20 protein-coding genes and 1 pseudogene are annotated in these 24,685 nt (G+C 72.5%); 7 read left to right on the top strand and 14 right to left on the bottom strand.

Annotated elements, in window-relative coordinates; genetic code table 11:
- Positions 1 to 12: 12 nt before the first annotated feature.
- Both ACIGW4_RS29385 and ACIGW4_RS29380 read left to right on the top strand, forming a co-directional pair.
- Positions 13 to 681 (top strand): TetR/AcrR family transcriptional regulator, encoded by a 669-nt coding sequence (locus ACIGW4_RS29385; RefSeq protein WP_399583881.1) that lies wholly within the window; start codon positions 13 to 15, stop codon positions 679 to 681.
- Between the two features lie 441 nt (positions 682 to 1,122).
- Positions 1,123 to 1,476: a hypothetical protein gene (locus tag ACIGW4_RS29380; RefSeq protein ID WP_399583878.1), complete on the top strand. Its 354-nt coding sequence runs from the start codon at positions 1,123 to 1,125 to the stop codon at positions 1,474 to 1,476.
- A 167-nt stretch (positions 1,477 to 1,643) separates the two neighbouring features.
- On the opposite strand, the gene ACIGW4_RS29375 is transcribed toward ACIGW4_RS29380, so the two are convergent.
- A complete protein-coding gene (locus ACIGW4_RS29375) occupies positions 1,644 to 2,489 on the bottom strand; it encodes a methyltransferase domain-containing protein (RefSeq protein ID WP_399583959.1) in 846 nt (281 codons plus the stop codon).
- Between the two features lie 193 nt (positions 2,490 to 2,682).
- Positions 2,683 to 3,558, bottom strand: a complete 876-nt coding sequence (locus ACIGW4_RS29370; RefSeq protein ID WP_399583876.1) for a LysR family transcriptional regulator — start codon at positions 3,556 to 3,558, stop codon at positions 2,683 to 2,685.
- 57 nt (positions 3,559 to 3,615) lie between these two features.
- Here ACIGW4_RS29370 and ACIGW4_RS29365 point away from each other — a divergent pair, with 57 nt between their 5' ends.
- Positions 3,616 to 4,110 carry a cupin domain-containing protein gene (locus ACIGW4_RS29365; protein ID WP_359587327.1) on the top strand — a complete coding sequence of 165 codons (495 nt, stop codon included), beginning with the start codon at positions 3,616 to 3,618 and terminating at the stop codon, positions 4,108 to 4,110.
- 250 nt (positions 4,111 to 4,360) lie between these two features.
- On the opposite strand, the gene ACIGW4_RS29360 is transcribed toward ACIGW4_RS29365, so the two are convergent.
- The 11 genes from ACIGW4_RS29360 to ACIGW4_RS29310 form a co-directional block, all read right to left on the bottom strand.
- Positions 4,361 to 5,179, bottom strand: coding sequence for a lipase family protein (locus tag ACIGW4_RS29360; protein WP_399583872.1), 819 nt, complete (start codon positions 5,177 to 5,179; stop codon positions 4,361 to 4,363).
- Between the two features lie 1,118 nt (positions 5,180 to 6,297).
- Complete coding sequence (locus tag ACIGW4_RS29355; protein WP_399583869.1) at positions 6,298 to 7,506, bottom strand: cytochrome P450; 1,209 nt, start codon at positions 7,504 to 7,506, stop codon at positions 6,298 to 6,300.
- An 89-nt stretch (positions 7,507 to 7,595) separates the two neighbouring features.
- Positions 7,596 to 8,999, bottom strand: a complete 1,404-nt coding sequence (locus tag ACIGW4_RS29350; protein WP_148086956.1) for a pitrilysin family protein — start codon at positions 8,997 to 8,999, stop codon at positions 7,596 to 7,598.
- 165 nt (positions 9,000 to 9,164) lie between these two features.
- Positions 9,165 to 10,463: a pitrilysin family protein gene (locus tag ACIGW4_RS29345; RefSeq protein WP_123457834.1), complete on the bottom strand. Its 1,299-nt coding sequence runs from the start codon at positions 10,461 to 10,463 to the stop codon at positions 9,165 to 9,167.
- Between the two features lie 7 nt (positions 10,464 to 10,470).
- Positions 10,471 to 11,988, bottom strand: coding sequence for an MFS transporter (locus ACIGW4_RS29340; RefSeq protein ID WP_399583865.1), 1,518 nt, complete (start codon positions 11,986 to 11,988; stop codon positions 10,471 to 10,473).
- Positions 11,970 to 12,761, bottom strand: coding sequence for a HesA/MoeB/ThiF family protein (locus ACIGW4_RS29335; protein WP_399583862.1), 792 nt, complete (start codon positions 12,759 to 12,761; stop codon positions 11,970 to 11,972). Before ACIGW4_RS29335 ends, ACIGW4_RS29340 begins: the two co-directional genes overlap by 19 nt.
- Positions 12,762 to 12,997: 236 nt before the next feature.
- Entirely contained in the window at positions 12,998 to 13,756 is a 759-nt protein-coding gene (locus ACIGW4_RS29330) for a 2OG-Fe(II) oxygenase (RefSeq protein WP_398711978.1), read from the bottom strand.
- 106 nt (positions 13,757 to 13,862) lie between these two features.
- A complete protein-coding gene (locus tag ACIGW4_RS29325) occupies positions 13,863 to 15,854 on the bottom strand; it encodes a B12-binding domain-containing radical SAM protein (RefSeq protein ID WP_399583859.1) in 1,992 nt (663 codons plus the stop codon).
- A gap of 1 nt (position 15,855) precedes the next feature.
- Positions 15,856 to 16,677 carry a hypothetical protein gene (locus ACIGW4_RS29320; RefSeq protein ID WP_399583856.1) on the bottom strand — a complete coding sequence of 274 codons (822 nt, stop codon included), beginning with the start codon at positions 16,675 to 16,677 and terminating at the stop codon, positions 15,856 to 15,858.
- A 13-nt stretch (positions 16,678 to 16,690) separates the two neighbouring features.
- Positions 16,691 to 18,181, bottom strand: a complete 1,491-nt coding sequence (locus ACIGW4_RS29315) for an ABC transporter substrate-binding protein (protein ID WP_399583853.1) — start codon at positions 18,179 to 18,181, stop codon at positions 16,691 to 16,693.
- A gap of 279 nt (positions 18,182 to 18,460) precedes the next feature.
- On the bottom strand, positions 18,461 to 18,610 hold the full coding sequence (locus ACIGW4_RS29310; protein ID WP_398711970.1) for a hypothetical protein: 150 nt from the start codon (positions 18,608 to 18,610) through the stop codon (positions 18,461 to 18,463).
- A 210-nt stretch (positions 18,611 to 18,820) separates the two neighbouring features.
- On the opposite strand from ACIGW4_RS29310, the gene ACIGW4_RS29305 reads away from it, so the two are divergent.
- The 4 genes from ACIGW4_RS29305 to ACIGW4_RS29290 all read left to right on the top strand — a co-directional run bounded on the left by ACIGW4_RS29305 (position 18,821) and on the right by ACIGW4_RS29290 (position 23,500).
- Positions 18,821 to 20,473: an ABC-F family ATP-binding cassette domain-containing protein gene (locus ACIGW4_RS29305; RefSeq protein WP_399583851.1), complete on the top strand. Its 1,653-nt coding sequence runs from the start codon at positions 18,821 to 18,823 to the stop codon at positions 20,471 to 20,473.
- Positions 20,474 to 21,082: 609 nt separating this feature from the next.
- The gene (locus ACIGW4_RS29300; RefSeq protein WP_399583847.1) at positions 21,083 to 21,550 is read left to right on the top strand and encodes a winged helix-turn-helix domain-containing protein; all 468 of its coding nucleotides are present in this window, start codon (positions 21,083 to 21,085) and stop codon (positions 21,548 to 21,550) included.
- A gap of 295 nt (positions 21,551 to 21,845) precedes the next feature.
- Entirely contained in the window at positions 21,846 to 22,658 is an 813-nt protein-coding gene (locus ACIGW4_RS29295) for a hypothetical protein (RefSeq protein ID WP_399583844.1), read from the top strand.
- A 236-nt stretch (positions 22,659 to 22,894) separates the two neighbouring features.
- Positions 22,895 to 23,500, top strand: a complete 606-nt coding sequence (locus tag ACIGW4_RS29290; protein WP_123457823.1) for a dihydrofolate reductase family protein — start codon at positions 22,895 to 22,897, stop codon at positions 23,498 to 23,500.
- Positions 23,501 to 24,206: 706 nt separating this feature from the next.
- Here ACIGW4_RS29290 and ACIGW4_RS29285 read toward each other — a convergent pair.
- A pseudogene (locus ACIGW4_RS29285) lies at positions 24,207 to 24,476 on the bottom strand (IS701 family transposase); the annotation flags it as partial.
- Between the last annotated feature and the right edge of the window lie 209 nt (positions 24,477 to 24,685).

Genomic DNA, 24,685 nt, shown 5'->3' with positions numbered 1-24,685 from the left:
GAAGATGGGGCCATGCCGCAACCGTCCGCACCCCGCAAGGCCCTGGGCCGACCTTCCCGTATCTCACGTGAGGAGATCATCGAGACAGCCCGCCGGATCGTGGACGAGGGAGGCGTGGACCGGCTGACCATGCGGCGGCTGGCCACAGAGGTCGGCAGTACGCCGATGGCGCTCTACCACCACGTCCGCGACAAGGAAGAACTGCTCGTCCTCCTGCTGGACGACTACGCCGCCCGGACCCTGCGCCGACCCGAACTGCCCGCCGACCCCCGCGAGCGGGTCGTCGTCGCTGCCGCCGCCATCCACGAGGCGCTCGTCGCCTGCCCCTGGATCGTGGAGGTACTGACCGCCGACAACCTGATGTCCACGACCGCGCTGTGGTTCGTCGAGCAGATCGTCGACGGCCTGGCCGCCTGCGGTCTCTCCCCCGACCGGGCCGTGCACGGGTATCGCGCGATCTGGTACTACACCGCCGGGGAGATCGTGGTCAGGGCGACAGCGGCCCGGCGACGCGCGGGCGACGACCGTACGACGTACCGGGAGCGGGCCTTCGCCGAGCTCGACCCGCACGAGCTGCCCCGCTTGGCACAGGTGGCGGACCGGTGGGCGCCGCTGACCGCCGAGGACACCTACCTGGACGGGCTCCGGTCCCTGGTGGACGGCCTTCTCCTGAGCCGCTGACGCCTCGGCCGCCGACGATGTACGCCCGGCCGCCGACCGGGCACCGCAGTGCTCAGGTGCCGGCAACCGACGGCGACAGACCGGGCGGGTGCCCGATGAAGCCGGGTTTCCAGGGGCCTGACGGAAGCACAGCTTTCATGAGAACCGATGACGGACGCCCCGGCCGCCTCCGCCGTGCATGGTGACGCGCGACGGCGCGCACACCGAACAGGACCCGACGCCCTCCGACGAACCCCCCGTCATCGGCCGGTTCACGGTCTGACGCGATGCGAGTCGGTCCCGCGCACGTGCGGGGACGCGGGACCGACTCCGGGGGATCCCGTCCTGTGGGGTCCGTGTCGACCGTACGGGCGGCCAAGGGGGCACGCACGTTCTGGTGCGCCGCCAGGGGTCGGTGGAGGGGCAGCCGGACCCGGACTTCTTCAGGACCGCTGCCAGTTCGTGGAGGACCGCGTCGAGGAACACGGCCGGGGGACGTCGTTCATGGTGAACGTCGTCGTACAGGGCGGTGTTGTTGGTGACGATCTCGCAGGTCTTCTCGACGCAGTCCTCGACCGTCTCGACATGGCGAGTGCCTCGGCCAGGATCCGGGAGTCTGCGGAGTGGGGGAGGCAGCCCCCGTCCGTGTCCGTCACCGGTATCGAGCGCGCCATGAAGGACGGGCGTCCGCTCGTCGTCGACGGGTACCGTCGGCAGCGCCGGTTCGAGCAGTTCCAGGGGCCCGAACAGCCCCTTCGGCTCTACCGCTCCTTCTCGCGCTCCTTCTCGGACAACGCCGCCGACTTCTCGGCCTGATCAAGCCGGAGACCGCACCCGGAGCGATCCGGGCCAGTGGGGCTTCGCCGTCCACGCCCGCGCGGGCCGGCCCGGCTCCGGTGACGCGCGGCGCGCACCCGCGCGAGCCGCCCGGCTTCCCCGACGAACAGTGCTGTGGACAGGTCGGACGAAGCCTGGATCCCTACCTAACCGAGTGCCGGAGGGTGCTCGGCCGGACGGCGTCCCCAGGCCGAGATCAGCGGCGCGAGCGTCAGGTCGAGTTCGCCCGCCTGGACGGCGGCCAGGTGCGCGTCGATCTCGGCGTCGTCGGCCAGACCGGCCGCGAGCAACTCGCCACGTACGTGCCGGATGGTCGCCGCCTCAAGCCGGTCGCAGGCCAGGCCGCCGACCGGGAAAGAGCCCGCCGCGGCGACGTCCACCAGGCCGGCCTCGCGCAGTGCCCGCGGCAGTGTCCGCCCGTAGCGCAGGTCCGCGCCGCGGCGTGACAGCAGTTCCCGGACCGCGTCGCGCAGCCGGTTGGCCCGCCGCTGCGCAGGGCCGCTGTCGTCCAGGCACGCCAGTGGCTGCAGAGCGGTATCGGCGTCCTCGACCAGCAGTCGGCCGCCGGGCCGCAGCGCTGCCACCATCGTGGCCAGCGCACGGGCCCGGTCGGGTACGTGGACCAGTACGAGCCGGGCGTGCACCAGGTCGAACGTCCCCGGTTCCGGGGGCGGATCAGCGGCGATGTCGTGCCGGCGCACCTCGTACCCGTCGCCTGCCTCCAGCCACGACGGGTCGATGTCCGTGGCCAGCACGTGTCCGGTCGGACCGACGGCCGCCGCGAGCGCCTCCGGGATGCCGGGGCCACCGGCCCCCACTTCCCAGCAGCGCGAGCCGGCCCCGACCCCCAGCCGATCGAAGTGCCCGCGCGTCACACCGTCGAACAGCTCGGCCAGCCAGACGAATCGCTCGCCCGCCTCGGCGCGCGCGTTGTCCAGCAGGTACCCGCGGGCGGGAGCGGACTCCCCACCGGGCGCGGCGGTCCCGTCCATCGGATCCGGTCGGCCGCCGACGTGCGGCGGGCGGGGCGAGGAGGTCATGACTCCATGGTCGACCTCCCGGGCCGTCAGCGCCATGACGACGGGAGAGGGATGTCTCACACAGCCGACGAACCCGCGCGTCCTGCAGCCGACGAACCCGCGTCCTACAGCCGACCCCCCTCGCCGCCCTCATGGCCGCCGGTCCTCAGTGACGGTACGCGGCTGTCGCGATCTCGATGAAGGAGCGGACCAACGGGTTGGTGTCGCCCTCGTTCCACACCGCCACCACTCGACTCGGCGGCATGTCGGTCAAGGGAACCCCGGCCAGCTGCGCGGGCAGGTCGTGCCCGAGCGGGGCCAGGCCGACCGTGCCGTTCCACAGCACGGCCTGCAGGCATTCATGGACGGCGCGCACCACTGGGCCCTCGCGTGGCCTGCCGCCGTTCCAGTACGACTGCCAGAGGGGGTCGGTGCCCTGGGGGAACTGGAACCAGCGGCGGTCGCTCAGCTCGGCCAGCCGTAGGCCGTCGCGGCCGGCCAGCGGATCGTCGGCGCGCAGGACCACGCCGACCGGATCGGTACGCAGGGTACGCACCGTCAGAGCGGTCTCGTCGAACGGCGCCCGAGTCAGCGCGACGTCGACCAGCCCGGCGCGCAGCCCGCAGGTCGGGTCGGTCAGATCGGTGTCGCGGACGCGGATGTCGACGCCGGGTCGGCTTCGGCGGTGGGCGGCGGCGAGTCTGGCCACTCCGGGGTCGGTGCCGTCGCCCAGGATGCCGATGGTGAGGGTCGCGGCACCGGCCGCCGCGCTCACGCGTCCCCGGACGCGATCGGCATGGTCGAGCAGGGCCCGCGCCTCGTCGAGCAGCACCGAGCCCACCGGAGTGAGCGTGACCCCCGTGGGCGAGCGGACGAACAGCAGGGCGCCGACCTCGGCCTCCAACTGCTTGATCGCCCGGCTCAGCGGTGGCTGGCTCATGTGCAGTCGGGTGGCGGCCCGGCCGAAGTGGAGTTCCTCGGCGACCGCCACGAAGTAGCGCAAGGTCCGTAGCTCCACGCCGCAACGATACCCACGAGGCATCGGCGCCGCGGAAGGGGTCTTGGACACCGGCGAAGCCCCGGCGGTGCACTGGTGGACATGACCGAAGAAGCGAAGACCAGCGAGCCGCAGACCGGCCCCGCCGTATCGGTGGTGGGTCCCGGCGACGGCGAGACGATCGTCCTGGGCACCACCCGCATGCGCGTTCTGGAGGACGGCAGCCACACCGGGCACCGTCTCGCGATCGCCGAGTCCGTCCTCGCCCCGCACACCCAGGGACCGCCGCAGCACCGCCACGCCCGACACGACGAGGGTTTCTACATCCTCTCCGGCACCGTGCGGTTCACCGTCGGGGACCAGGATCACGACGCCGCCGCGGGCACGCTCGTGATGGTTCCGCCCGGCACCCCGCACACCTTCGCCAACCCGACCGGTGAACCCGCCGTCATGCTCAGCACCTTCACCCCCGACCTGTACGTGCAGTACTTCCGAGAACTCCAGGAGGTACTGGCCGACGGCCGGCCACTGACGCCCCAGGCCAACACCGACGCGATGAGCCGCTACGCGACCGAGCCCGCCACCGACCTCACCTGAAGCCGCCGGCACAGCACGGCACAGTACGACTTGGCGGCACGCGCTGTACGACCCGCGCCCCGGCACACCACGGAAGCGGGGCCCGGCAGAGCGTGCCGCCTCTGCTGCTACTGCAGGGACACGCCCTGTCCCTGGCCCTGTTCCTGTGCCCGGTCCGGCGGCCCCTCGGATTCGAGGTCCTGGTGGAACGCGGCCGCTCGTCCGGCAAAGCGATCCGGACGATCGTCCCAGAGGTTCAAGGAGCCGGCCCTCATACGAGGTTCTTCTCCAGGGCGGCGATGTAGTTCTTGACGGGGTGGTCGCGCAGGCCGTCGCTCGCGGGAGCGAGGAGGTCGGCGGTGGCGCCCTTGACGTGGTCGGTCAGCATTCCGAGCAGCGGCGTGGAGGAGCGGACGCGGCCGTTCGAGTCGATGTAGTGAAGCGTGTCGACGTGGGTGTAGGCGGGCTCCGGGGGCAGCTGCGGGACGACGTCGTTGTTGTTGACGTAGCGGTGAAGACGGTCCTTGAAGCCCTTGTTGCACGAGGCGGCCAGGAGTCGGTCGCAGGTGCGGGGCTGGCCGTAGGTGTAGATGCCGTCGGCCTGCAGGCGGGGTGCCTCCAGATACATGCGGCAGCCGGCGAGCATGGCGAGCGCGCCGCCGAGGCTGTGGCCGGTGAACCACACGGTCTGGTCGTTGTCGCGGAAGTCGGCGAGCGTGGCCTTGACCGTGGGGAAGATCGAGTCGAGGGCCCGGCCGAAGCCGTGGTGGATGTAGCCGGTGTTCGCCGGGCCGGGCCAGGGCGGGGTGGTGGCGTCGGAGAGCCAGTCGCGGATCTGAGCGGGCTCGGTGCCCCGGAACCCGGTGATGATCATCCTGTCGCTGGCGATCGTGTACGCCTGGGTGTCCTCCAGCGGGAACGGCGGCGTGAAACGCGTCCGGTGGTGCCGCACGCGCTCGAAGCCCCACTCGTGGGCCTTCGCCTCGATGGTGGTCTCGTCCTTGTAGGCGAGGTCGGCGGCCTGGACCATCCAGTACGCGACGTGGGGACTGTGCTCCTTGACGGTGTGGTCGATCATCGGCGTGGACACGACGCTCTCCTGTTCGGGGCGGGTGGTCGAGAACGGCCGTAGCGCCGCCGCGGACCGCGGTCTGACGGACGGGAAGGCAGACGCTAGCCGTGGGCCGCGCCGGATTCCCGCCGCTCAGGGCCCCGACCGGGCGCAGGAACGATCCCCCCTCACCCGGTCGGCCCCGGCCAGAGCGCAGCTCGCCTCGTGCGCCGGACCGTCTTCGGTCCGGCGCACGAGGCGGGAAGTGGTCCGCACCCTCCGCGTACCCGGGTGAGGGAGGCCGCCCCCGGGATCGGACAACGGTATGCGGAAGGTGCCGTGCCGGTGGTCCGACGGGCTCAGCAGCGGACGAGCAGGCGCGGGCAGGCCCTCCAGACGGAAGACTGGAGGCAGTTGTAGTCGAGGGCCGCGCCGGACCTCACGTAGAAGAGCCCGTGGACGTGGCCGGCGCGGAGTGGGCGGCGCCGTCCCTCGCCCGTGGTGCGGACCTGCCCACCCGGAAGCAGCTTCTGTCGCTGCCCGGGACCACGCTCCCGAGCGCTGTCGCCGTGAGTCGTGACGGCACCCTGTTCGCCCGGTGCGGGCCGGCGGGCCGGATCGAGCTCCGGAACCTGCCCGACGGGAAAGTACGGCCTCTGAAGGGCTCCGGCATCCCGAACGAGGTGCCCCGGTCCTCCTGCCGTTCCGGCACCCTGCAGTTCAGCCCGGACGGCAGGACCCTGGCCGTGCTGAGGGAGAGGGAAGTGGAGCGGATCGACACCGTCACCGGGGCCCCTGGAGCCGCTCCACCAGAACGGGCTCACCGAGCTGTCCTTCGAACTCCGAGAGACCCGGGACGGCCGATCGCCGGGCACCACACCGGGGGTGCGGTTCCGGCCCGGTACCGGTGCCCGGGCCGTGGCGTCGTTCAGTTCCGACGGAAGGTTCTTCGCCTTCACCGCTGTCGCGGCCCGTCCACCGGAGGACGGGAGGGACGTCGCTCCGGCGCACGTCCGGGTCTGGGACGTACGAGCCGGCCGGCCCGCGGCGGACATCCCGCTGAACGCCGACCAGGATCCACCCGACTCCCTCGGCGTGACGACCGTCCGCGGCGCACCGGTCGTGTACGGCCTGAGCTCCGGACTCGGCAGGCGGGTTCAGGAACGGGCTTCCAGGGTGACGGGGAGCTGCTTGAGCGCGTGTGACCGGAAGGACCGCCGCCAAGGGAGCTCCTCCGCGGGCAGGGAAAGGGCGAGCCCGGGGAAGGTGCGTGTGATCACGTCCAGTGCGACACGGATCTGCAGGCGGGCCAGGGGAGCGCCGAGGCAGTAGTGCAGTCCGTGGCCGAGGGCGAGGTGCGCCTTGTCCTGTCGACCGATGTCGAACCGGTCGGGGTCGGGATAGCGCGTGGGGTCGCGATGGGCGGACGCCAGACACAGCAGCACCGTGTCCCCGGCCGGCACCACCGTGCCTCCGATCTCGACGTCCGTGGTCGGGAAGCGCCGGATGGCGGTGTGGTTGGGGGTGGCGTGGCGCAGGAGCTCTTCGACGGCCTCGGGCAGCAGGTGCGGGTCGGCGCGCAGGGCGTCGAGCTGCTCGGGATGCTGCAGGAGCGTCAGGACTCCGCCGCTGATCACGTGCTGGGTGTTGTCGATGCCGGCCATGAGGATGAGGAACGCGAGGGACAGCAGCTCGTTCTCGCTGAGCCGGTCCTGTTCGTCCCGGACCGAGATCAGTCCGGAGATCAGGTTGCCGTCGGGGGCGCGTCGGCGCAGTGCGATGAGGTGGAGCAGGTAGTCGTGGATGTGGGCGACGGCGGCCGCGACGTCCCCGGGGCTCTTGGGTTCCAGCATGGCGCCGACCCAGGAGGCGAAGGGGCCGCGGTCCTGTTCGGGAACGCCGAGCAGGTCGCCGACGACGGCGAGGGGAAAGGGGGCGGCCAGGTCCGCGACCAGGTCGGCCGCGCCGTTCGTCGTGATGTCGTCGTGGAGGCGCCGGGCCAGCGCCTCGCAGGTCTGCCGCACCTTGGCGCCGAGGTTCTCGACGCGTCGTGGGGTGAACTCCTTCGACACCAGCCTGCGCAGGCGCAGGTGGTCCGGGGCGTCGAGGTTGAGGAGGTTGGCGTCCAGCGCGGGTGGCAGGGAGAAGCCCTTGAACCCGGGGCCGGCGTGGTCCTTGTTCACCGAGAGCAGGGGGTTCGTGAGGCCCGCGCGCACCTCGGCCTCCGTGGTGACGAGCCAGACCGGGGACCCGTCGGGGAGGGCCACGGGATGCACGCCGCCCTCGGCGCGCAGGCGTGCGTAGGTGGGGTACGGATCGCGGTGGTACGCGTCGTCGAAGATCTGCTGAAGGATCGGCACAGTCATTTCGGGGTGATTCCTCGTGGGACAGGACGGTCGCCGCGCCGGCGCGGCACACCGGACGCCGGGCGGGTCGCCCGTCCGTCCGTCGGTTCTCAGACGATGTGGGGCGGTGACCCCGCCGCTTCCTGGACGGCTGCGCCGATCCGAGAGGCGTCGCCGACCGCCACCGTCACCAGCCGGTCCGGGACGAACGCCTCCCGCAGGGCTGCCGAGGCCTCCTCCGCGGTGACGGCCGCGGCCCGCCGGAACGCGCCCGGCAGCGTGGCCGGCGGGCGCCCGTCGAGGACCAGTACGGCGATCTCGTCCGCGACCGCGGAGGCCGTGAGATAGCGCAGCGGCGCGGCGTCCACGATCTGCGCGACCGCGGCCGACCGCTCCTGCGCGCTGATCCCGTGCTCGGCGACCTCCCGCAGGATGCGCCGGACGTCGGCGAGCGCCTCACCCGTCACCGACGTCTCCACCGCACCGGTCACCACAGCGAGCGAATGCTGGACGACCGCGAGCAGCCGGCTGTGGAACCCGTACGTGTACCCCTTGGCCTCCCGCAGCTCCCGGTCGAGACGGGCGTTGACCGAGCCGCCCAGACTGTGGTTCCCGATGAGCAGCGCGTCCCAGCCCGGCGCCGTGCGCGCGGTCGCGGCCCGGCCGAGGACCAGCCTGGTCTGGACGGCCCCGGGCCGGTCGACCACGATCACGGCCGGGTCGTCCCGTACGGGCGGGGCGGGCGGCACCGGCAGCGCACCGGGCTCGCCCTCCCACGAGGACAGGACCCTGCGCAGCGCCGCCTCGGTGCCGTTGCCGGACAGGTCGCCGGCGACCACCACGGTGGTGACGGCGGGGCGCAGGAAGCGACGGTGACAGGCGACGACCGCGTCCCGGTCGATCCGGCCGACGGTTTCCCGCGTGCCGCGCGCGGGACGGCTGCGCCGGTCCGAGGCGTCGAAGACGGCACCGTGCAGTTCCAGGGCGGCCCGGCGCTCCGGGTCCGCCTGGTGACGGACCAGGGCGTGGACGCGCGAGCGGACCAGCCGGTCCACCGAGGCGGCCGGCAACAGCGGCTCGCGCATGGCGCGGACCAGCAGGGACAGGGCGCGGGCCAGATGGGGGACCGGAACGTCCAGGGTGATCCGCAAGCCCGCGTGCTCGGCGCCGACGCCGAGGGTCGCACCGCAGTTCTCCAGTTCACGGATGAAGTCGAGCGAGCTCAGCTCCGGCACACCCTCGACGAGGGCGCTGGTGGTGATGCCGAGGACGCCCTCCAGCTCCCGGGGTTCGAGGGCGAGCGGCGCCGCCACGACGATCTCGACGCTCAGCACCTCCTGGCCGGGGCGGTCACAGGTCAGCAGGGTCAGACCGTTCGCCAGCACGTCCTCGTGCAACGCGGGGAAGAGCCACGGCTCGACGGGAACCGGCACGGGCCGCTTCGGCCGCGGAGCGGCGGCTCGGCGGCCCGCGGCGGCCAGGTGGGGCGGGGAGGCGGAGGCGGGCGCAGTCATGCGGAACCCTTCACGACGAGCCGGTGGGGAACGGGGAGTCGACGACGGCGGTGGGTACGGGGCACACCGCTCGGGAACGGGCATCGCGGCGCCGTGACCGTCCGGGGCTCCGGCTCGGTCGAGAGGCGGTGCGCGACGGCCGTGCGAGACCTTCCGGACGCGGCCTCAAGAGGCCGTGGCCCGCGCGGGCTCGTAGGTGAGGACCGCGCGGCGCGCAGGGGCGAGGAGATCGCCGGCCGCCGCGCCGACGTCCGCCGCGCCGACGTCGAGGACGCCCTCCAGGTGCCGGTCGCAGCGGGTGGCGTCGCCGAAGTGCGCTTCCTGGGCGCAGAGTTCCTCCGCACGGCCGACCGGATGCGCGAGCCGGTCGTGCCAGTCCCGGCGGATCTGGGCCCGGGCCCCCCGCAGGGCGTCTTCGGTGACCCCGCCGTCGGCGAGCCGTTCGACCTCCTCGTCCACCGCGCGCTCCACGTCCGCGAGAGCGGCCCCGGTCAGGGCCCGTACGTTGAGCTGGCCGAGGGACGGGGCCTTGCGCAGCGGCATCAGCGACGCGCGAGCCGTGTGGGCGAGCTGGTCGCGCCGCACCAGCCGGTCGTGCAGGCCCCGGCTGCTCATGCCACCGAGGAGGGTCAGGGCCAGGTCGGCGGCCGCACACCCCGGTTCGCCGTACGCGGGGAGCTGGTACGCGGCCATGAAGGCGGGCCCCGGCACCGGCTCCACCACGTGCCGCCGCGCCTCGGCCGGGTCCGAGGGCTCGCCCGGCGTGACGGCGGCCGCCGGGAGGGCGCCGGGAGACGGCTCCGTGCGGGACGGCGGGATGTGCCCGAAGTGACGCTCGGCCAGGTCCACGACCGCCTCGGGGGACACGTCGCCCACCACGGAGAGGACCGCCCGGTCGGGGCCGTAGTGGCGGCCGAAGAAGGCGCGGCAGTCGTCGAGGGTGACCGCCCGCAGGTCCTCGGGGCTGCCGGCCGGCATGGCGTGGAAGGGGTGGCCGGCCGGGAAGGACATGGCGACCAGCTGTTCCCAGCCGGTCCCGTAGGGGACGTTGTCATAGCGCTCGCGGCGTTCGTTCAGCACCACGTCCCGCTGGGTGGCCAGTCCCTCGGCGGTCAGCGCGTCGAGCAGACCTCCCATGCGGTCGGCCTCCAGCCACAGGACGAGCTCCAGCCGGCCGACCGGGACGACGCTGTGGAAGACGGTGCGCTCGAAGCCGGTGGCGGCGTTGGTGTGCCCGCCGGCGTCCTCGACGGCCGCGGTGTGCCCACCGGCGGGCACATGCGTCGAGCCCTGGAACATCAGGTGCTCGAAGAGGTGGGCGAGACCGGTCCGGCCGCGCGGCTCGTCACAGGAACCCACCCGGTACCAGAGGCAGATCGCGGCCACCGGCACGGTCGGGTCCTTCGAGACGACCACCCGCAGACCGTTGGAGAGCGTGTGGCGGACGGGGTTGAGGACGGGCACGGTGCTCCTACGGCTCGGTGGGCGGCGCGGTCTCGGAATGCGGCTCGTCGCCGGAAGGGCCCGCTCCGGCGGGCGGGACGCCCTCGTCGCCCTCCTCGTCCTCGGTGCCCCGCAGTGCGCGGACCGGGCTGAGCAGCGGCCACAGCGCCGACGTGAGGAGACCGGCTGCCGACACGTACATGACCTCGGCGAGACCGAGGCGTCCGCCGAGCCAGCCGCCGAGCAGCGCGCCCACCGGCTGACAGCCCCAGCTGACGAAGCGGGTGGTGGCGGTGACCCGGCCGAGCAGGTGGTCGGGGACCAGGCTCTGCTTGACGGTCTCGCTGATGACCAGGTTGACCACGACCGCGAAGGTCCAGGTGAAGGTGGAGGCCGACACCAGGACGATGGAGAGCGGACGGTTGTCCCACTGCTGGGCGAGCGGGACGAGGACCGCCGAGACACCGGGGGCGGCGTACGCCAGGACGAGGGCCCGCCCCTGGCCGAGCAGCCGGGTGAGGAAGGGGGTGGAGGAGGCGCCGAGCAGCCCGGCGACACCGCCCGCCATGCTGGTGGCGCCGAGCAGACCGGGACTGAAACCGAGGACGCGCAGCACGAAGAGGGTGTGCACCGCGAAGAACATCGCGTGGAAGATGTTGAAGTGGGTGGCGGCGAGGATCATGGGGCGCTGGATGCGGTCGTCGCGCAGCAGACGCAGTCCCTTGAGCACGGCCTCGCGGTGCGACTCCTTCTTCTCCGGTGCCTTCGCCCCGCTCCCGCCGCCTTCGTCTCCCGCCACACCGCCCGTGGCGTCCGCGCCGTCCGCCGGACCGGCGGACGGCGCGGCCTTGGGCAGGCCGGCCAGCGTGAAGCAGCTGATCAGGTACGAGAAGGTGTCCACGACCAGGGCGACCGGCGCGCTCATGACCTGGATGAGCAGACCGGCGATTCCCGGCCCGGCGACGGTGCCGACGGAGGTGCTGGCCTCCATCCACGAGTTGGCGCGCTCCAGTTGCCCGCGCGGCAGCAGCCGGGGCAGGTAGGCCGACATGGCGCTGTCGAAGAGCAGGGTGAACGCGCCGACCAGGAAGACGACCCCGTACAGGACCGGCATGGTGAGCGCGTCGAGCCAGAAGAGCAGCGGGATCGCGAAGAGCAGCAGCCCCCGGGCCACGTTGGACACGAGCATGAGGGCGCGCCGCTCGTACCGGTCCGCCCAGACGCCCGCCGACAGTCCGAGCAGAAGCACCGCGGCGGATTCGGCGGCCTCCAGGACGCCCATCTGCCACGGGGTGGCCGCGAGGGTGGTCACGGCGGTGATGCCGATCGCCATGAAGGTGATCTCGGTGCCCGCGAGGGACAGGGTCTCACCGGTCCACAGCCGCAGGAAACCGGTGCCCCGGAACGAGGCCTTCTTCGGCTTCCTGTTCTTGCCGCCCCGTTCCCCCCCGCTCCGTTTCTCCCCGGCCTGTCCCTCCGAGGCCGGCGTCCCACCGGCCTGCTGTTCCGGTACCTGCTGCTGATCGGTCATGAGGTCGTCGGACACGTGCACATGCTCTCTTCGCTGTGGGTGATCTGCTGCCGTGTGAAGTCCAGCGCCGCCCGCCGGCCGAGAGTGGGGCACGTTCCGCTGCAGAGGAACTCCACGATGTCGTGCGCGAGCATGGCGGCGACCACTGTATTGGCGGGGCCGAAGGAGAAGGGGGCGGGTTCGGAGGAACGGTCCTCGATCTCCCGTTCGCGGTCGGTGAGTCCGGCGCGGCGGGCGCGTTCGAAACAGCTCCAGCAGCCGCCCCGGGACGGGTCGAGCACCGGCCCCCACAGGCCGACGCCGACGCCGACCGCGCCGATCGCCGTCGGCGTGCCCGTACCGGCCGCCCAGTCCGAGACCACGGCGGGCAGCCCGGGCGGGGTGTCGGCAGCCACGACCACCAGATCCAGGTCCCCGGGCAACGACGCGGCGAGGTCGCCGGTCGTGGCGACGCGCCTGCGCACGCCGACGGTCTCGGCATCGGGACGGATCGCGCCCAGATAGTCGGCCAGGGCCTCGGTCTTGGGCCGCCCCAGGTCACGACGGGCATAGGTGAACTGCCGGTTGAGGTTGTGCAGGGCCACACGGTCGTCGTCGACGAGCCAGAACCTTCCCACACCGGCCGCCGCCAGGTGCTGGGCGACGATGCCCCCGATGCCCCCGATGCCGATCACCCCGATCCGGGCGGCGAGCAGCCGCTGCTGCGCCGCGCCGGTGTCCGGGGTGAACAGGCCGAGGTAGTCGACCTGCCGCGCGTACGACTCGTCGGCGAAAACCCGCCCGGTCACGGCCGGTTCGGTCGTGACCCAGCCCAGTTCCCGCAGCTCGGCCAGGAGCGCGGCGGCCGCGCCGGGGCGCCAGGCCGCCCCGAGCGCCTCCCGTGTGGTGCCTTCGCGCAGCCGTCGCAGCGCCTCGCCCAGCCCCGGCCGGGCCCCGCCGATGCGGAGCAGCCGGGGGCCGAGGGTCAGCAGCGTCTCGTCCGGAGTCTCGTGGACGGCGACGGCGGGCAGCAGGCGGACGGTGTTCAGCTTCCCTCCAGGTGCTGCCCCATGGCGATGGTGTAGCGGCCGACGGCGTCCCGGGTGAAGGGCTCGACCCAGTGCCAGCAGTCCTCACGGATGGGCATCAGGGAGACGCTGTTGAAGACGGGCTCGACGAAGAACTCCTCGTCTTCGCCGTTGCGGAAGGCGAGCCGTCCGCCGGCCTCCGGGGTGTACTCCTCGTCGAGGTAGAAGTTGACCGCGAGGACCCGGCCGGGCACCAGGTCCTGATGGGCGCCCAGGGCGTCGGACCGGCGGTAGGCGGCCAGTTCCATCGTGGTGTGCTTGCGCAGGACGAGACCGGTGCCGGAGGAGATCCAGTCGCGCAGCGCGTCGGAGAGCACGGAGAAGACGAAGAACTCCTGCAGGGTGCGCTGGTGCGCGACGTCCATCGCGCCCTCGTCGAGCAGGGCGTGGATGTCCTTGACGACGAACTGGGCGATGGTGACCTCGTCCTGCTCGTCGACCTCCTCGTCCCAGAACTCGGTTTTGCCCAGGCGCCCTTCGTACGTGGCGGCGTGCCGCGACCACGTGGGAATGGCGCGCATCGCGGCGGCGAGGTCCGTGACGAACTCGGGACGCAGGAAGTCCCGCAGATGCAGGGGACGGACCGGCTCCCCGTGGTACCAGTCGCGCAGCAGCTCGACCGTGGACCCGGTCAGGTACTGCGGCGCGACGTAGGGCGCGGCACCGGAGAGGGACGGCGGAACCGGCGACGACGGCCGTGTCGTGGTGCTGGACATGGTTCTCCTCGCGGACGGGGGTGGACGGGCGGGACGGACGCCGGGCCGCGGCGCGGCGGTACGGACCGGACGGGCGGGGTGCGGACCGGCCGGAAGGGGCGCGGGGTCAGGTCAGGGCCGGCTCCGGGCGCCCGGTGGCGGCGACGGCGGTCAGCAACCGGGCCTCGACGAGCTGCCGCAGGACCGCGGTGCCGCCGGCCGTGCCGTAGACCCGCGTCAGGTCGCGGCGGGTCAGGGGCGTCCCGTCCAGCCACGGGGCGAGCCCCGAGGCCACGGCGGCGGGCAGGACGGTGCGCTCGCGGCGCAGGACGTGGGTGACGACCAGCTCGTCACCGCGCGGAAGGACGTCCAGGGACGCGACCCCCAACCGGAACGCCTCGTCCTCACCGGGCAGCCGGTCGAGGAACTCGTCGCCGGTGCGCCGCATGTGCGCGGAGCCGTGACCGATCGCGAAGTCCTGGTAGGCGCGGTGGACGCCGGTGCGTTCCTCGCGGGTCATGGCCGGGTCGATGTTGCCGAGGTGGTTGAGCGCGTACTGCGCCTGGTTGGCGAGCCCGCTGTCGCCGCCCCCGACGACCAGGCCGAAGCGCTCGGGACGGCGGCCCACCTCGGAGGAGCGGGTCGCCTCGAACGGGAAGACCGTGAAGGACTCGACGCAGTCGGCGAGCTCGGCCACGTCCCGCAGCGAGTCCATGGCCTCCTCCAGGGTGGTGGAGGGCAGATCGGGGATCAGGTTGATCCGCAGTTTCATGCCGGCCTGGTGGGCCTCGCGGATGAAGCGGAGGTTCTCCTCGCGGTCGGCGGACTTGTGGACCAGCTTCAGGACACGGGTGTTGGTGGTCTCCATGCCGATCACGAGGTACTCGCAGCCGGCCCGGACCATCAGCTGGAGCAGTTCGGCGTCGAAACGCCGGTCCACCATGGCGAAGGAGTTCCAGGTGATGTCCAGACCGCGGTCGAGGACCGCCTGGGAGAACCGGCGGGCGAACGCGGGCGGAATGGACTCGGTGATCAGCTCGAACCGGCGCACACCGTGCGTGCCGACCTGGTGCTCCAGCTCGGCCATGAAGCTCTGCACGGAGCGCCCCCGGTAGGGCGGGGAACCGTCGTACAGCTCGACGAAATCGCAGTAGTCGCACTTGCCCCAGTAGCATCCGCGCGCCTGGACGATGCCCATCTCGAGGCCGACGAGCCGGGCGACCAGCGCGGGGTCGTACGAGGCGGGCGGCAGCGTGTTGGGGTGCATCCCCGGGGCGGGCGGGGTGTGGACGGGCCCCCCGCCGGCGACGGCGGAGACTCCCGCGACCTCGGTCGGCCGCCAGTCGCCGGCGTCGGCCTGTCGGTACAGGGCGAGCAGCGGGGCTTCGCCGTCGAAGCGGACGACCGCGTCGACCTGACGGTGGACGTCCAGCAGACGGGCGAGGTCGTCCTCGTTCATCAGGGAGAGCGTCGGACCGCCGAGCACGGTCCGCACCTCGGGCCGGACCCGCTTGACGGCCTCGGCGAGCAGCAGCGCGGGCACCAACTGCGGACCCATCGGAACGGAGACGCCCAGGAGCCGGGCGTCCGCGGGCAGCCGGGCGGCCAGGTCGAGCGAGGCGTAGTACGCGCGGTAGACCAGCGTCCGGTCCGAGCGCAGCAGCGCCGGATCGGTCAGCCACTCGGCCTCCGGGTCGATCAGGTACGGCTGCGCCAGCGCGGCCAGCAGGAACGCCGGGCCGGACTCGGCGGCGAAGACGTGCCGGCCGTCCTCGTCGAAGAGGGCGTCGTGGTGACGGGCGAGCCAGCGGCCCGCGACGGCGCTCATCTCCTCGGGGTGGCACCCTTCCAGGCCGACGAGCCGGCCCGCGCCCGCCTCGGCGAGATGGCCGGGGTCGAGCAGGTGCAGGGCGAAATCCTCGTTGAGGTCCCACTGGTGGGTGCGGATCCTGCGGCTCTGGAGGAAGCCGGCGAGGACGGCGGTCGACGGGAAGTAGCGCCCGAAACTGGACTCGACCAGCGGAGGGAAGGCCAGGACGACGGAGCCGCCCCCCGGGGCGGCCGCGTCCGACTCGGCCTCCGCGGGCACGGCCTGGCCGGTCTCGATGCCGGGTGTCATGTCACTTCACCTCACCGGAGGTCGCGGGAACGGCGGCGATGCTGACCGTGTGGCGCCCGACCCGATCGGCCCGCCAGGGAGTGACCCAGTGCACGCAGCCGGGCCGGATCGGCATCACGGAAAGGCTGTTGAAGCGGGGCGGCATCAGGTGCTCGCGGCCCTCCTCGTCCCGGAAACCGAGAACGCCCCCGTCATCCGCCCCGTAGGCGGGGTCCAGATAGAGGTTGAGGACGAACAGGGTGTCCGACTCCGCGTCGGAGTGCTCCCCGAGCGTGTCGCCGTGCCGGTAGCGCGCGAACTCGACGTTGGTGGTCAGCGGGCTGCCCGACGCCGTCCACCGATGCAGCAGATCGCGCAGGACCGTGCCCATGCCGGCGAAGACGAAGAAGTCGGAGAGCCGGGCGCGGTGCTCGGCCGGATAGCGCGAGCCGTCGTCGAACAGGGCCGGGATGCCCCGGGCCACGTCACGGACTGCGGCCCGCTCCTCGGGGGCGGCGGCGCGCCACTCCTCCGGGGTCGCCGGCCGGGTGGCGAGCCGGTCGGGGTTCCACAGGACGGCCGACGCCTCCCACGTGGGCAGGGCCCGTACCGTCTCGCCGAGGGCCCGCGCCTGCTCGTGCGGCAGGAAGCCGTCGAGGTGGACGGGACGGGCGGGGACGGCGCGCAGCAGCGCGGCCAGCGCGGCGAGCTCGGCGGGGGAGCGGTCGGCCGGACGGAAGAGGGTACGGGCACGGGACGAGGCCGACGCGGCCGGGACGGCGCGGTCGGCGGTCGCCGCGGAGGCGTCGGCACTGTGCGGGGTGGTGGCCGGGCTGTGCGTCATGCGGTACGGCCCTTCAGTGGTCGCGGTCGGGCACGGTGGTACGGGTCAGGTCGTCCAGGTGCGTGGTGCCGGTGGCGGCGACGGCGGGCGCGGGGCAGCCCGGCCCGGTCAGGGTGACGCTGTTGACCTGGAACAGCGGCACGACCGGCGCGTGGTCGAGCACCACCGCCTCCGCCTCCCGCCAGGCCCGCTCCGCGTCCGGCCCCCCGGCCGCGCGCAGCGCCCGGTCGAGCGCCGCGTCCACGGCCGGCTCGGCGAACCCGAAGGCGCGGGCCTGCCCGGAGGTGCTGTGGAAGCCGGTGAGGAAGCCCGCCACATGGGCCAGCGGAGCCGGATTGATGCCGTACAGCAGCTCGTAGTCGAGCGTGGCGGCAGCCCGCGCGAAGCGCTCGTACGACAGCGGACGCAGCCGTACGGGATGGCCGAAGCGCTCGTGGAGGTCCGCCGCGACGAGGGCGGAGGCCTCACCGTTCGGCGCGAAGTCGGCGTAACTCAAGGTGAGTTCGGCTCGTCGGCTCCGTGGCGGAAGGCGCCCGGGAAGCAGTGGCCCGGTGGGCCGGGCGCCGGCATCGGCGCCCGGCTCCCGGGACTCCCAGAGGTCCGCGTAGCGGGACAGCGGAAGAACCGCCTTGTGGAGGAGGGCGCTCGCCGCCTCACGGTCGAAGCCGACGGAGAAGGCGCGGCGCCCGGCCGGAGTGGCGAGGGGGCTGTCGAGGCCGGGGTGCACCCACAGCTGGCAGGCCATGGACAGGCCCCGTACGGTCGCTCCGGGACGAGAGGCCGTCGAGGCGAACTCGCCCGGGGACAGACCGGTGTTGAGCGAGAGGTCGAGCCGGCCGTCGGCCAGGGCTGCGAACGCGTCGGCACGGTCCGCGTACACCTGGAAGACGAGCCGGTCGGGGGTGCCGGGCCCGGTGCGGCGGGACGGCTTGCGGCACAGCTCGATCCGGCCCTCGGCGCGCTCGGCCCGCACGGGCCGGAAGGGGCCGCTTCCGGTCCAGCCCCCGTCGGGACGTTCCCGGACGGGCGCGGCACCGGGGAAGGCGAGCAGCTGCGGCAGGTAGGGCAGCGGCAGCCGGGAGCGCAGCTCGACGACGGGAGCGCCGTCCGCCGGGTCGGGGACGACCCGGGTGACGACAGGGGATCCGGTGCCCTCGGGATCGTAGGCGGCGGGCAGCGGCAGGCAGGTGGGCCCCCAGGCCCGGTGGACACCGGCGGCGATCTCCTCCGGCCGCACCGGGCTGCCGTCGTCCCAGCACTGCCCGGGGGCCGGCCGCAGCAGCCAGGCCCGGTCCCCGTCGAGAGGCGTGAGCGAAGCGAGCGCGGACGGCGCCGTACCGGGACCGTCGGCGAGGTCGCGGGTGAGCGGATCGACCAGGGCGTCCAGGACGAGGGCCTGGTTGAAGTCCACGACGTGGAACGGGTCCAGGCTGAGCGGCCAGGCGTCGAGGTCCACGACGAGGGCGGTGGCGCGTCCGTCGCCCCGGGCGTGCTCGGTACCCACTTCGGCCACAACTCCCCCCGGTCGGTCGGCTGCCGGCGGTCCGCCGGACGTTTCGGCTGGGCCGTGGGGGGGGGGGGGCGCCGCCCGGGGGGGCGCCCCCCCCCGCGGGGGGGGGGGCGCGCCCCCCGGGGGCCCCCGACAGAAGGCGCGAACTACACCGCCCCAGGTCCCCCAGCGNNNNCGTACGGGGGGGGGGGGGGCGGGGGGGCGGCGGGGGGGGGGGGGGGGGCGGGGGGGGCCCGGCCCCCCCCCCCCCCCCCCCCCCCCCACGGCGGGTGATCAGCTGCGCACGCGGTTGCCGAGGAACTCGTTGAGCAGCTCACGCTTGAAGACGAGACCGTCGGTCTCGAGCTCCGGCGTACCGGCCGCGTCCTGCTGGCGGAGCTCGGCGGTCTCCTCGGTCTCCGGACGCTGGGCGTTGGACTCCATGGTGTTTCCCCTCTCTTCGAGTGGACGGGCGGCCAACGGCACGGGGATCACCCGTGCCCGACCACCCAGTGGTCGGCGACCCGGACGGGAAGTTCCCCGGACGGGTGGCCGGTTGTGACGGTGCCACGGCAATTTCTCTCGCTCAAGACCGCCATGAGAGATTGATCGGATTCAGGAGCATCACACCGGCCGGCAGAAGGTGGGAGATCGATGGGGTTTCTGGAGGTTTCCGGTCTTGAATACTGGTTGGCCGACGGGCGGATGCTTTTTCACGATGCGTCCTTCCGAGTGGGAGACGGCGACAAGGTAGCTCTGATCGGCGCCAACGGAATGGGTAAGACAACGCTGTTGCGCCTGATCACAGGCGAATTGAAGCCGGAATCCGGAACGGTACGGGTGGTCGGCGGACTGGGGGTGATGCCCCAGTTCATCGGTTCGGTGCGGGATTCGACCACGGTGCACGAATTCCTGGTCTCCCTCGCCCGCCCGGAACTGCGCCATGCATTTTCGGCCATGGAGCGTGCTGAACTGGCCATGATGGAATCGGACAGCGAGACCGTCCAGCTCCGATACGCCGAGGCGCTTTCCGCATGGGGCGATGCCGGCGGTTACGACGCCGAGGTCGAATGGGACCTGGTCACCCAGGCCGCGCTCCGACTGCCCTTCGGACAGGCCCGGTTCCGTGAGCTGCGCACCCTCTCCGGCGGGGAGCAGAAACGGCTCGCCCTGGAGGCCCTCTTCCGCGGCAGCGCCCAGGTGCTGCTCCTGGACGAGCCGGACAACTACCTCGACGTACCGGGCAAACGGCAGCTGGAGGAGACCATGGCGGCCTCCCAGAAGACCGTGCTCTACGTCAGCCACGACCGCGAGCTGCTCGCCGCGACCGCCACCCGGGTCCTCACCCTGGAAGCCGGGGGCGTGTGGGTGCACGGCGGCGGTTTCCGCGACTACCGCGAGGCCCGCGAGGCCCGCCTGGAACGCCTCGACGAACTGCACCGCCGCTGGTCCGAGGAACACCAACGGCTCAAGGACCTGGTCCGCACCCTCCAGCAGCAGGCGAAGGCCTCGGCGTCGATGGCGGGCAAGTACCGGGCGACGCAGACCCGGCTGGCCCGCTTCGAGGAGGCCGGCCCGCCGCCGGAACGCCCGGTCGAGCAGAACGTCCGCATGCGACTGCGCGGCGACCGCACGGCGGTCCGCGCGGTCCGCTGCGAGGGACTCGAACTGAAGCGCCTCACCCGGCCGTTCGACCTGGAGGTGTACTTCGGCGAACGGGTCGCCGTGCTGGGCGCCAACGGCACCGGCAAGTCCCATCTGCTGCGGCTGCTCGCGGCCGGCGGCAGCGACCAGGAGCTCCACGACCCGGACCGGCACGGCGAGCCGGTCGCCCACGCGGGCACCGCCCGCCTCGGCGGGCGGGTCAGGCCCGGCTGGTTCGCCCAGACCCAGCAGCGGCCCGACCTGACCGGACGCACGCTGGTGGAGATCCTGGGCCGCGGCGACGGGGACCGGGACGGCCGGGAGCGCGGCGCGGCCGTGTCCGCGCTGCGCCGCTACGAGCTCCAGACCCAGGCCGACCAGACCTTCGAGTCGCTCTCCGGCGGCCAGCAGGCCCGCTTCCAGATCCTGCTGCTCGAACTGCAGGGCGCCACGCTGCTGTTGCTGGACGAGCCCACGGACAACCTCGACCTGCACAGCGCCGAGGCCCTGGAAGCAGCCCTCGAACGCTTCGAGGGCACCGTCCTCGCAGTCACTCACGACCGCTGGTTCGCCCGGACCTTCGACCGCTTCGTCGTCCTCGACGACGACGGCGAGGTCCGCGAGCACGACGGCCCCTACTGGGGCCCGGGCATCCCGGCCTGAACCGGTCGGCAGGGCGGCCCGCCACCCGCCCTGCCTCGAAAACGGCGTCCCGATGTGCGAAGGAGACTCGGTGCCGGCCGACCGACGGCATGCGGTCCCGGATCGGGACCGGAGCGCCATGAGGGGACGCGCCCGTCGAGCAGCGCCAGAAGCCCGTGCCGACCAAGGTCACGCCGGCCCGCGCGGCCGCCCCGAGTGGCGACCAGCGCGGTGGCGGTCAGGTTCGTGGGCAGCTCGGTGATCAGTGCCACAAGGGCGTGTTGCTGCTGTCGCAGTTAGAGCAATCGCCGGATGCCGCGGTCAAGATCAGCCCGAAGACGATGAGAGCCAGGACGATCCAAGCTACATGGGCGAAATCGCCAATGCCCAGTGGAGTTTTCGGAGTGCTGTTCTGAGGGACCTGATTGTGGCTCTCGGGCTCGCCACTGGGTCCGTCATGTCCCTCTGCCGCCATCGTGTCATCCCCCCGTCGCGGTGTGTCCTCTCATGGCACGACGTCAGATCTCGTCCGTCAAGGCCTGCGGCGGGTTGCTGTCGAGAAGAGCCGCGCCGGCTTGACGGAGCGTCGCGGACGAGGCGGGAGCGGACGCTGCGCTTGTTGTTCCTCCTTTGACCCGGCCGCAGTCGGCCGAGGCCCGGCGTGTGCGGGCGGCCGAGTTGTTCGATCAGGGGCGTTCGGGTGCCGAGATCGCGCGGATGCCGGGGATCAGCGAGGAGAGCGTGCGGCGGTGGAAGCGGGTGTGGGAGGGGGGCAGCACCGATGCCTTGCGCCGGCGCCCGGCCACCGGGCGTCCGCCCAAGCTGGACGACGCCCAGGCCGAGCAGGTGCGGACCGCACTGGAGCAGGGTGCCCAGGCCCATGGTTTCGAGGCCGATCTGTGGACCCTGGAACGATTCGGCCTGGTCGTCGAGCGGGTGACCGGGGTGAGGCTGTCGAAGGCCTCGGCGTGGCGGCTGCTGACCGGCCGCCTCGGATGGAGTCTGCAGCGGCCCGAACGACGTGCGATGGAGCGCGACGAGTCGGAGATCGCCCGCTGGATCGCGCATGAGTGGCCGCGGATCAAAAAGGGACGGTGAACATGCGTGTCTGAATCGTCTTCCTCGACGCATCAGGCGTCTCGCTGCCGCAGCAGGTCCGCCGCGAGAGCGAGGCATTGGCCTTCGCGGAGGTCGTCACCGCCACCCTTATCGACACCCCGGCGACCGACGGCACCGCACCCGTAACGACCAGCGCGCCCCATGCCCCGGAAGCGCGCCGGACCCGCAGACGAGGCGTCGCGGCGGCCCTCGTCGCCCTCCTCTCCCGGAGGGGCCGGAGGAGCGAGGATCCGAGGGGCTGACCGGTACGGCGCCCCGCTCTACGATCATGCCCATGCCGACCTCCATCTCCTCCCTCCCCGTGCTCCGAGGCCGAGGCGGGGCCGTCCTGTCCGCCGAGGACGTCGGACTGGTCCTCGACCTCCCGCGCGAACAGGTCACCTTCACCCCCGACGGGCTGGGCCGGATACGTGCCGAGGGCCGCTCGGTCCTGATCGAACTGCGGGCGAAGGCCGGGGCGACGCCGCGCGTCCACCGCATCGACGACGTGGACGAGGCGGCGGCCACCGCCTTCGCCGACGGGGTCAACGCGATCCTGGCGAACCGGACGGACAGCGACGACGTCGACGGGGCCCCGTTCGCCGTGGTCCGCTCGCTCGCCCCCACCTGGCGGACGAGGTTCCACCGCCGGATCCTGCGGGGCACGCTGTGGCACCTGCTGGCGCTCGTCGTCCTCTGCGTGGTGGCCGGCTCGCTGGGCAAGTGGGACCTGGTGATCCTCACGGTCCCGATCGGCGGCATCGCCTGGCTGGGCCTGTGGATCGGCCTGTACGGAGTGATCCGGGCGCGGCGGGAACGCTGGCTGTACCGGCACGGCATCATGGTGACCGCCACCCGGGCCACGATGTCCCGCGGCGGATACGTCTACCCGGACGCGACCGGCACGTACCGCGGCTTCCTGCACGGCGAGGCCGGCCCTGCGATCACCGTGGCCCACCCTCCGGAGGACCCGGCGGACGTACTGGTTCCGGTGGCCCCCTTCACGCACCTGGTGGACACTTACGCCGGCGCCTTCCTGGTCGTCTGCGGCGGCCTCCTGGCCCTCATCCACGTCGTGATGACGGTGGTCTTCCTCCTCGACGGCTGACGAGCCCGTGCATGGTCATGGAGGCTCACCTCCCGATGTCACAGGGGCTGACAGCTGCTCGTCCTCTGCGACACCACCGGGCCGTGCGCAAGCTCCTGGTCCGCAACGGCTGGTCCTGCCGGGTCGACCGCCTCACCTCCGCACGATCTGAGGAGACGGGACGGCTGTGCCGCACAAGTGGCGCCGATGAGTTTCCGGCGGTTGTGTGGTCTACCTGTCGACGAAGGGAGCGCACCATGCGCAAGATCATCGTTTGCACGTTCCTGACGCTCGACGGCGTCATGCAGGCGCCGGGCGGTCCGGACGAGGACACGGGGAGCGGCTTCGAGCACGGCGGCTGGCAGAAACCGGTGGACGACGACGAGGTCGGCGCGGCCGTTGCCGGTTGGTACGAGCGCTCCGACGCGATGCTGCTCGGCCGCAAGACGTACGAGATCTTCGCGTCGTACTGGCCGACCGCCGATCCCGACAACCCGTTCACCGAGCGGATGAACAGCATGCACAAATACGTGGCGTCTCGGACCCTGACGTCCGTCCGGTGGCAGAACTCCACGCTACTGGAGGGCGACACCGTCGATGCCGTACGGGCGCTGAAGGCGTCCGACGGCGGCGACATCAACGTCGTCGGCAGCGGCGACCTCGCCCAGACCCTCATGCGGCACGGCCTCGTCGACGAGTACCGGCTGACCATCCACCCGGTGATCATCGGTACCGGCAAGCGGCTGTTCGCCGACGGCGCGATCCCCACGGCGCTGGAGCCGGTCAGCGTCTCGACGACGAAGGGCGGCACCGTCGTCGGCGTCTACCGGCCGAACGGCAAGCCCAGCTACGACAGCTACTGATGTCGTGTGCCGCAGGACTTCCGCCGACGACGCCTTGATCGCGATCGGCACCCTGGCCGCTGCACTCGCCCAGATCGCCCCCTGGGGACGGGGGAAGCGCTGGCCACAGTGAGGGCTGCGACGGTCGCAGCCCGTGGGCGACGGGCAGGCCCCGCGTATCGAGCGCCGCACCCGGCCCCGAAGGCGCGGTCTCGGCCCCGGATTCCAGGGCATCGGCCATGAACGCCGCCCTGTGCTCCGACGCTCGTTGATCCGGTCATGGCGACCACGACACACAGCTTCGCCGTTCCCCAGGGCGCCGCGGGCGAGGTCGGCGGCGAGCTGCCCGGTCGCCGGGCCGTTCCCACCGGGGTGGAGCTGCTCCAGGAGCTGGAGGCGCTCGATCGTCTCGCGAGCCTCAGCGGCGGTGAGCAGAGCGAGGCGGAGCTCGTCGGACCAGGGGCCGGTCACGGGTTCGGTGTCATGGCCCACGCCGTCTCAACGGCGCTCGCCCGGGCCGGGGCACGAGATGGGCGATGCGGGCCGTCCCCCCCACATGGGCGATGCGGGCCGTCCCCCCACAGGCAGGTCAGGCCGCTTCAGGAGCGCCTGAGCCCCAGGCAGAACGCGCGAGGCGGCCGACCATCCGCGCTCAGGGGTGGGCATTGCGGGCGGTCGGCCCTTCGGGCTTCCCAGTTGGTCCGAAGGGCCCCAAACCCAGCATAAAGCGCATGCCGTCCAGGACCTCGTCCGCATCCCAGTCGATCCGGTCGAGCAGTCGGCGGATCCGGCCCGGTCCCGCATGACCCGCCTCCTCCGACAGCGTCCAGCCGTTCTTCCGCTCCAGCGGAGCGAGAAGCCCCCGCCTATACGCCGGCGCCGACTCGCGCGGCTCCGACCTGGCAAGACGATGCACGAACCGCTCGTGCAAAACCTGCAGTTCACCTGCCCACGCTCGGGTCTCGACCGGTTCCCACCCATGACCAGACCAACGGATCACCTGCCCGACCGCCACGACGAACACCGTTGCGTTACCAGTGGACGGAAGACCGGCCGGAGTGCGTTTTGACGACGTGTTCGGGGTGAGGTGGGTCTTCGTCATATGTCGATCCTCCGCAGGAGCTGCCATGTCCGGTGGTGAGAAGACAGGGGCGAAGGGGGAGCGGGCCGAAAAGCTACTGAAGGAGGCGCCCGGCCGAGCCGTGG

This window comes from Streptomyces sp. NPDC053513 (genome assembly GCF_044544765.1).
Taxonomy (GTDB): domain Bacteria; phylum Actinomycetota; class Actinomycetes; order Streptomycetales; family Streptomycetaceae; genus Streptomyces; species Streptomyces litmocidini.
The sequence above is the reverse complement of the archived record's forward strand: the minus strand, read 5'-3'. Positions and strand labels throughout refer to the sequence as shown.

Excerpts from the sequence above, each read along its gene's own strand:
- ACIGW4_RS29385 (WP_399583881.1), top strand. The coding sequence starts at position 13 with ATGCCGCAACCGTCCGCACCCCGCAAGGCCCTGGGCCGACCTTCCCGT.
- ACIGW4_RS29375 (WP_399583959.1), bottom strand. The coding sequence starts at position 2,489 with ATGGACGGGACCGCCGCGCCCGGTGGGGAGTCCGCTCCCGCCCGCGGG.
- ACIGW4_RS29370 (WP_399583876.1), bottom strand. The coding sequence starts at position 3,558 with ATGCCTCGTGGGTATCGTTGCGGCGTGGAGCTACGGACCTTGCGCTAC.
- ACIGW4_RS29365 (WP_359587327.1), top strand. The coding sequence starts at position 3,616 with ATGACCGAAGAAGCGAAGACCAGCGAGCCGCAGACCGGCCCCGCCGTA.
- ACIGW4_RS29355 (WP_399583869.1), bottom strand. The coding sequence starts at position 7,506 with ATGACTGTGCCGATCCTTCAGCAGATCTTCGACGACGCGTACCACCGC.
- ACIGW4_RS29350 (WP_148086956.1), bottom strand. The coding sequence starts at position 8,999 with ATGACTGCGCCCGCCTCCGCCTCCCCGCCCCACCTGGCCGCCGCGGGC.
- ACIGW4_RS29330 (WP_398711978.1), bottom strand. The coding sequence starts at position 13,756 with ATGTCCAGCACCACGACACGGCCGTCGTCGCCGGTTCCGCCGTCCCTC.
- ACIGW4_RS29325 (WP_399583859.1), bottom strand. The coding sequence starts at position 15,854 with ATGACACCCGGCATCGAGACCGGCCAGGCCGTGCCCGCGGAGGCCGAG.
- ACIGW4_RS29320 (WP_399583856.1), bottom strand. The coding sequence starts at position 16,677 with ATGACGCACAGCCCGGCCACCACCCCGCACAGTGCCGACGCCTCCGCG.
- ACIGW4_RS29310 (WP_398711970.1), bottom strand. The coding sequence starts at position 18,610 with ATGGAGTCCAACGCCCAGCGTCCGGAGACCGAGGAGACCGCCGAGCTC.
- ACIGW4_RS29305 (WP_399583851.1), top strand. The coding sequence starts at position 18,821 with ATGGGGTTTCTGGAGGTTTCCGGTCTTGAATACTGGTTGGCCGACGGG.
- ACIGW4_RS29295 (WP_399583844.1), top strand. The coding sequence starts at position 21,846 with ATGCCGACCTCCATCTCCTCCCTCCCCGTGCTCCGAGGCCGAGGCGGG.
- ACIGW4_RS29290 (WP_123457823.1), top strand. The coding sequence starts at position 22,895 with ATGCGCAAGATCATCGTTTGCACGTTCCTGACGCTCGACGGCGTCATG.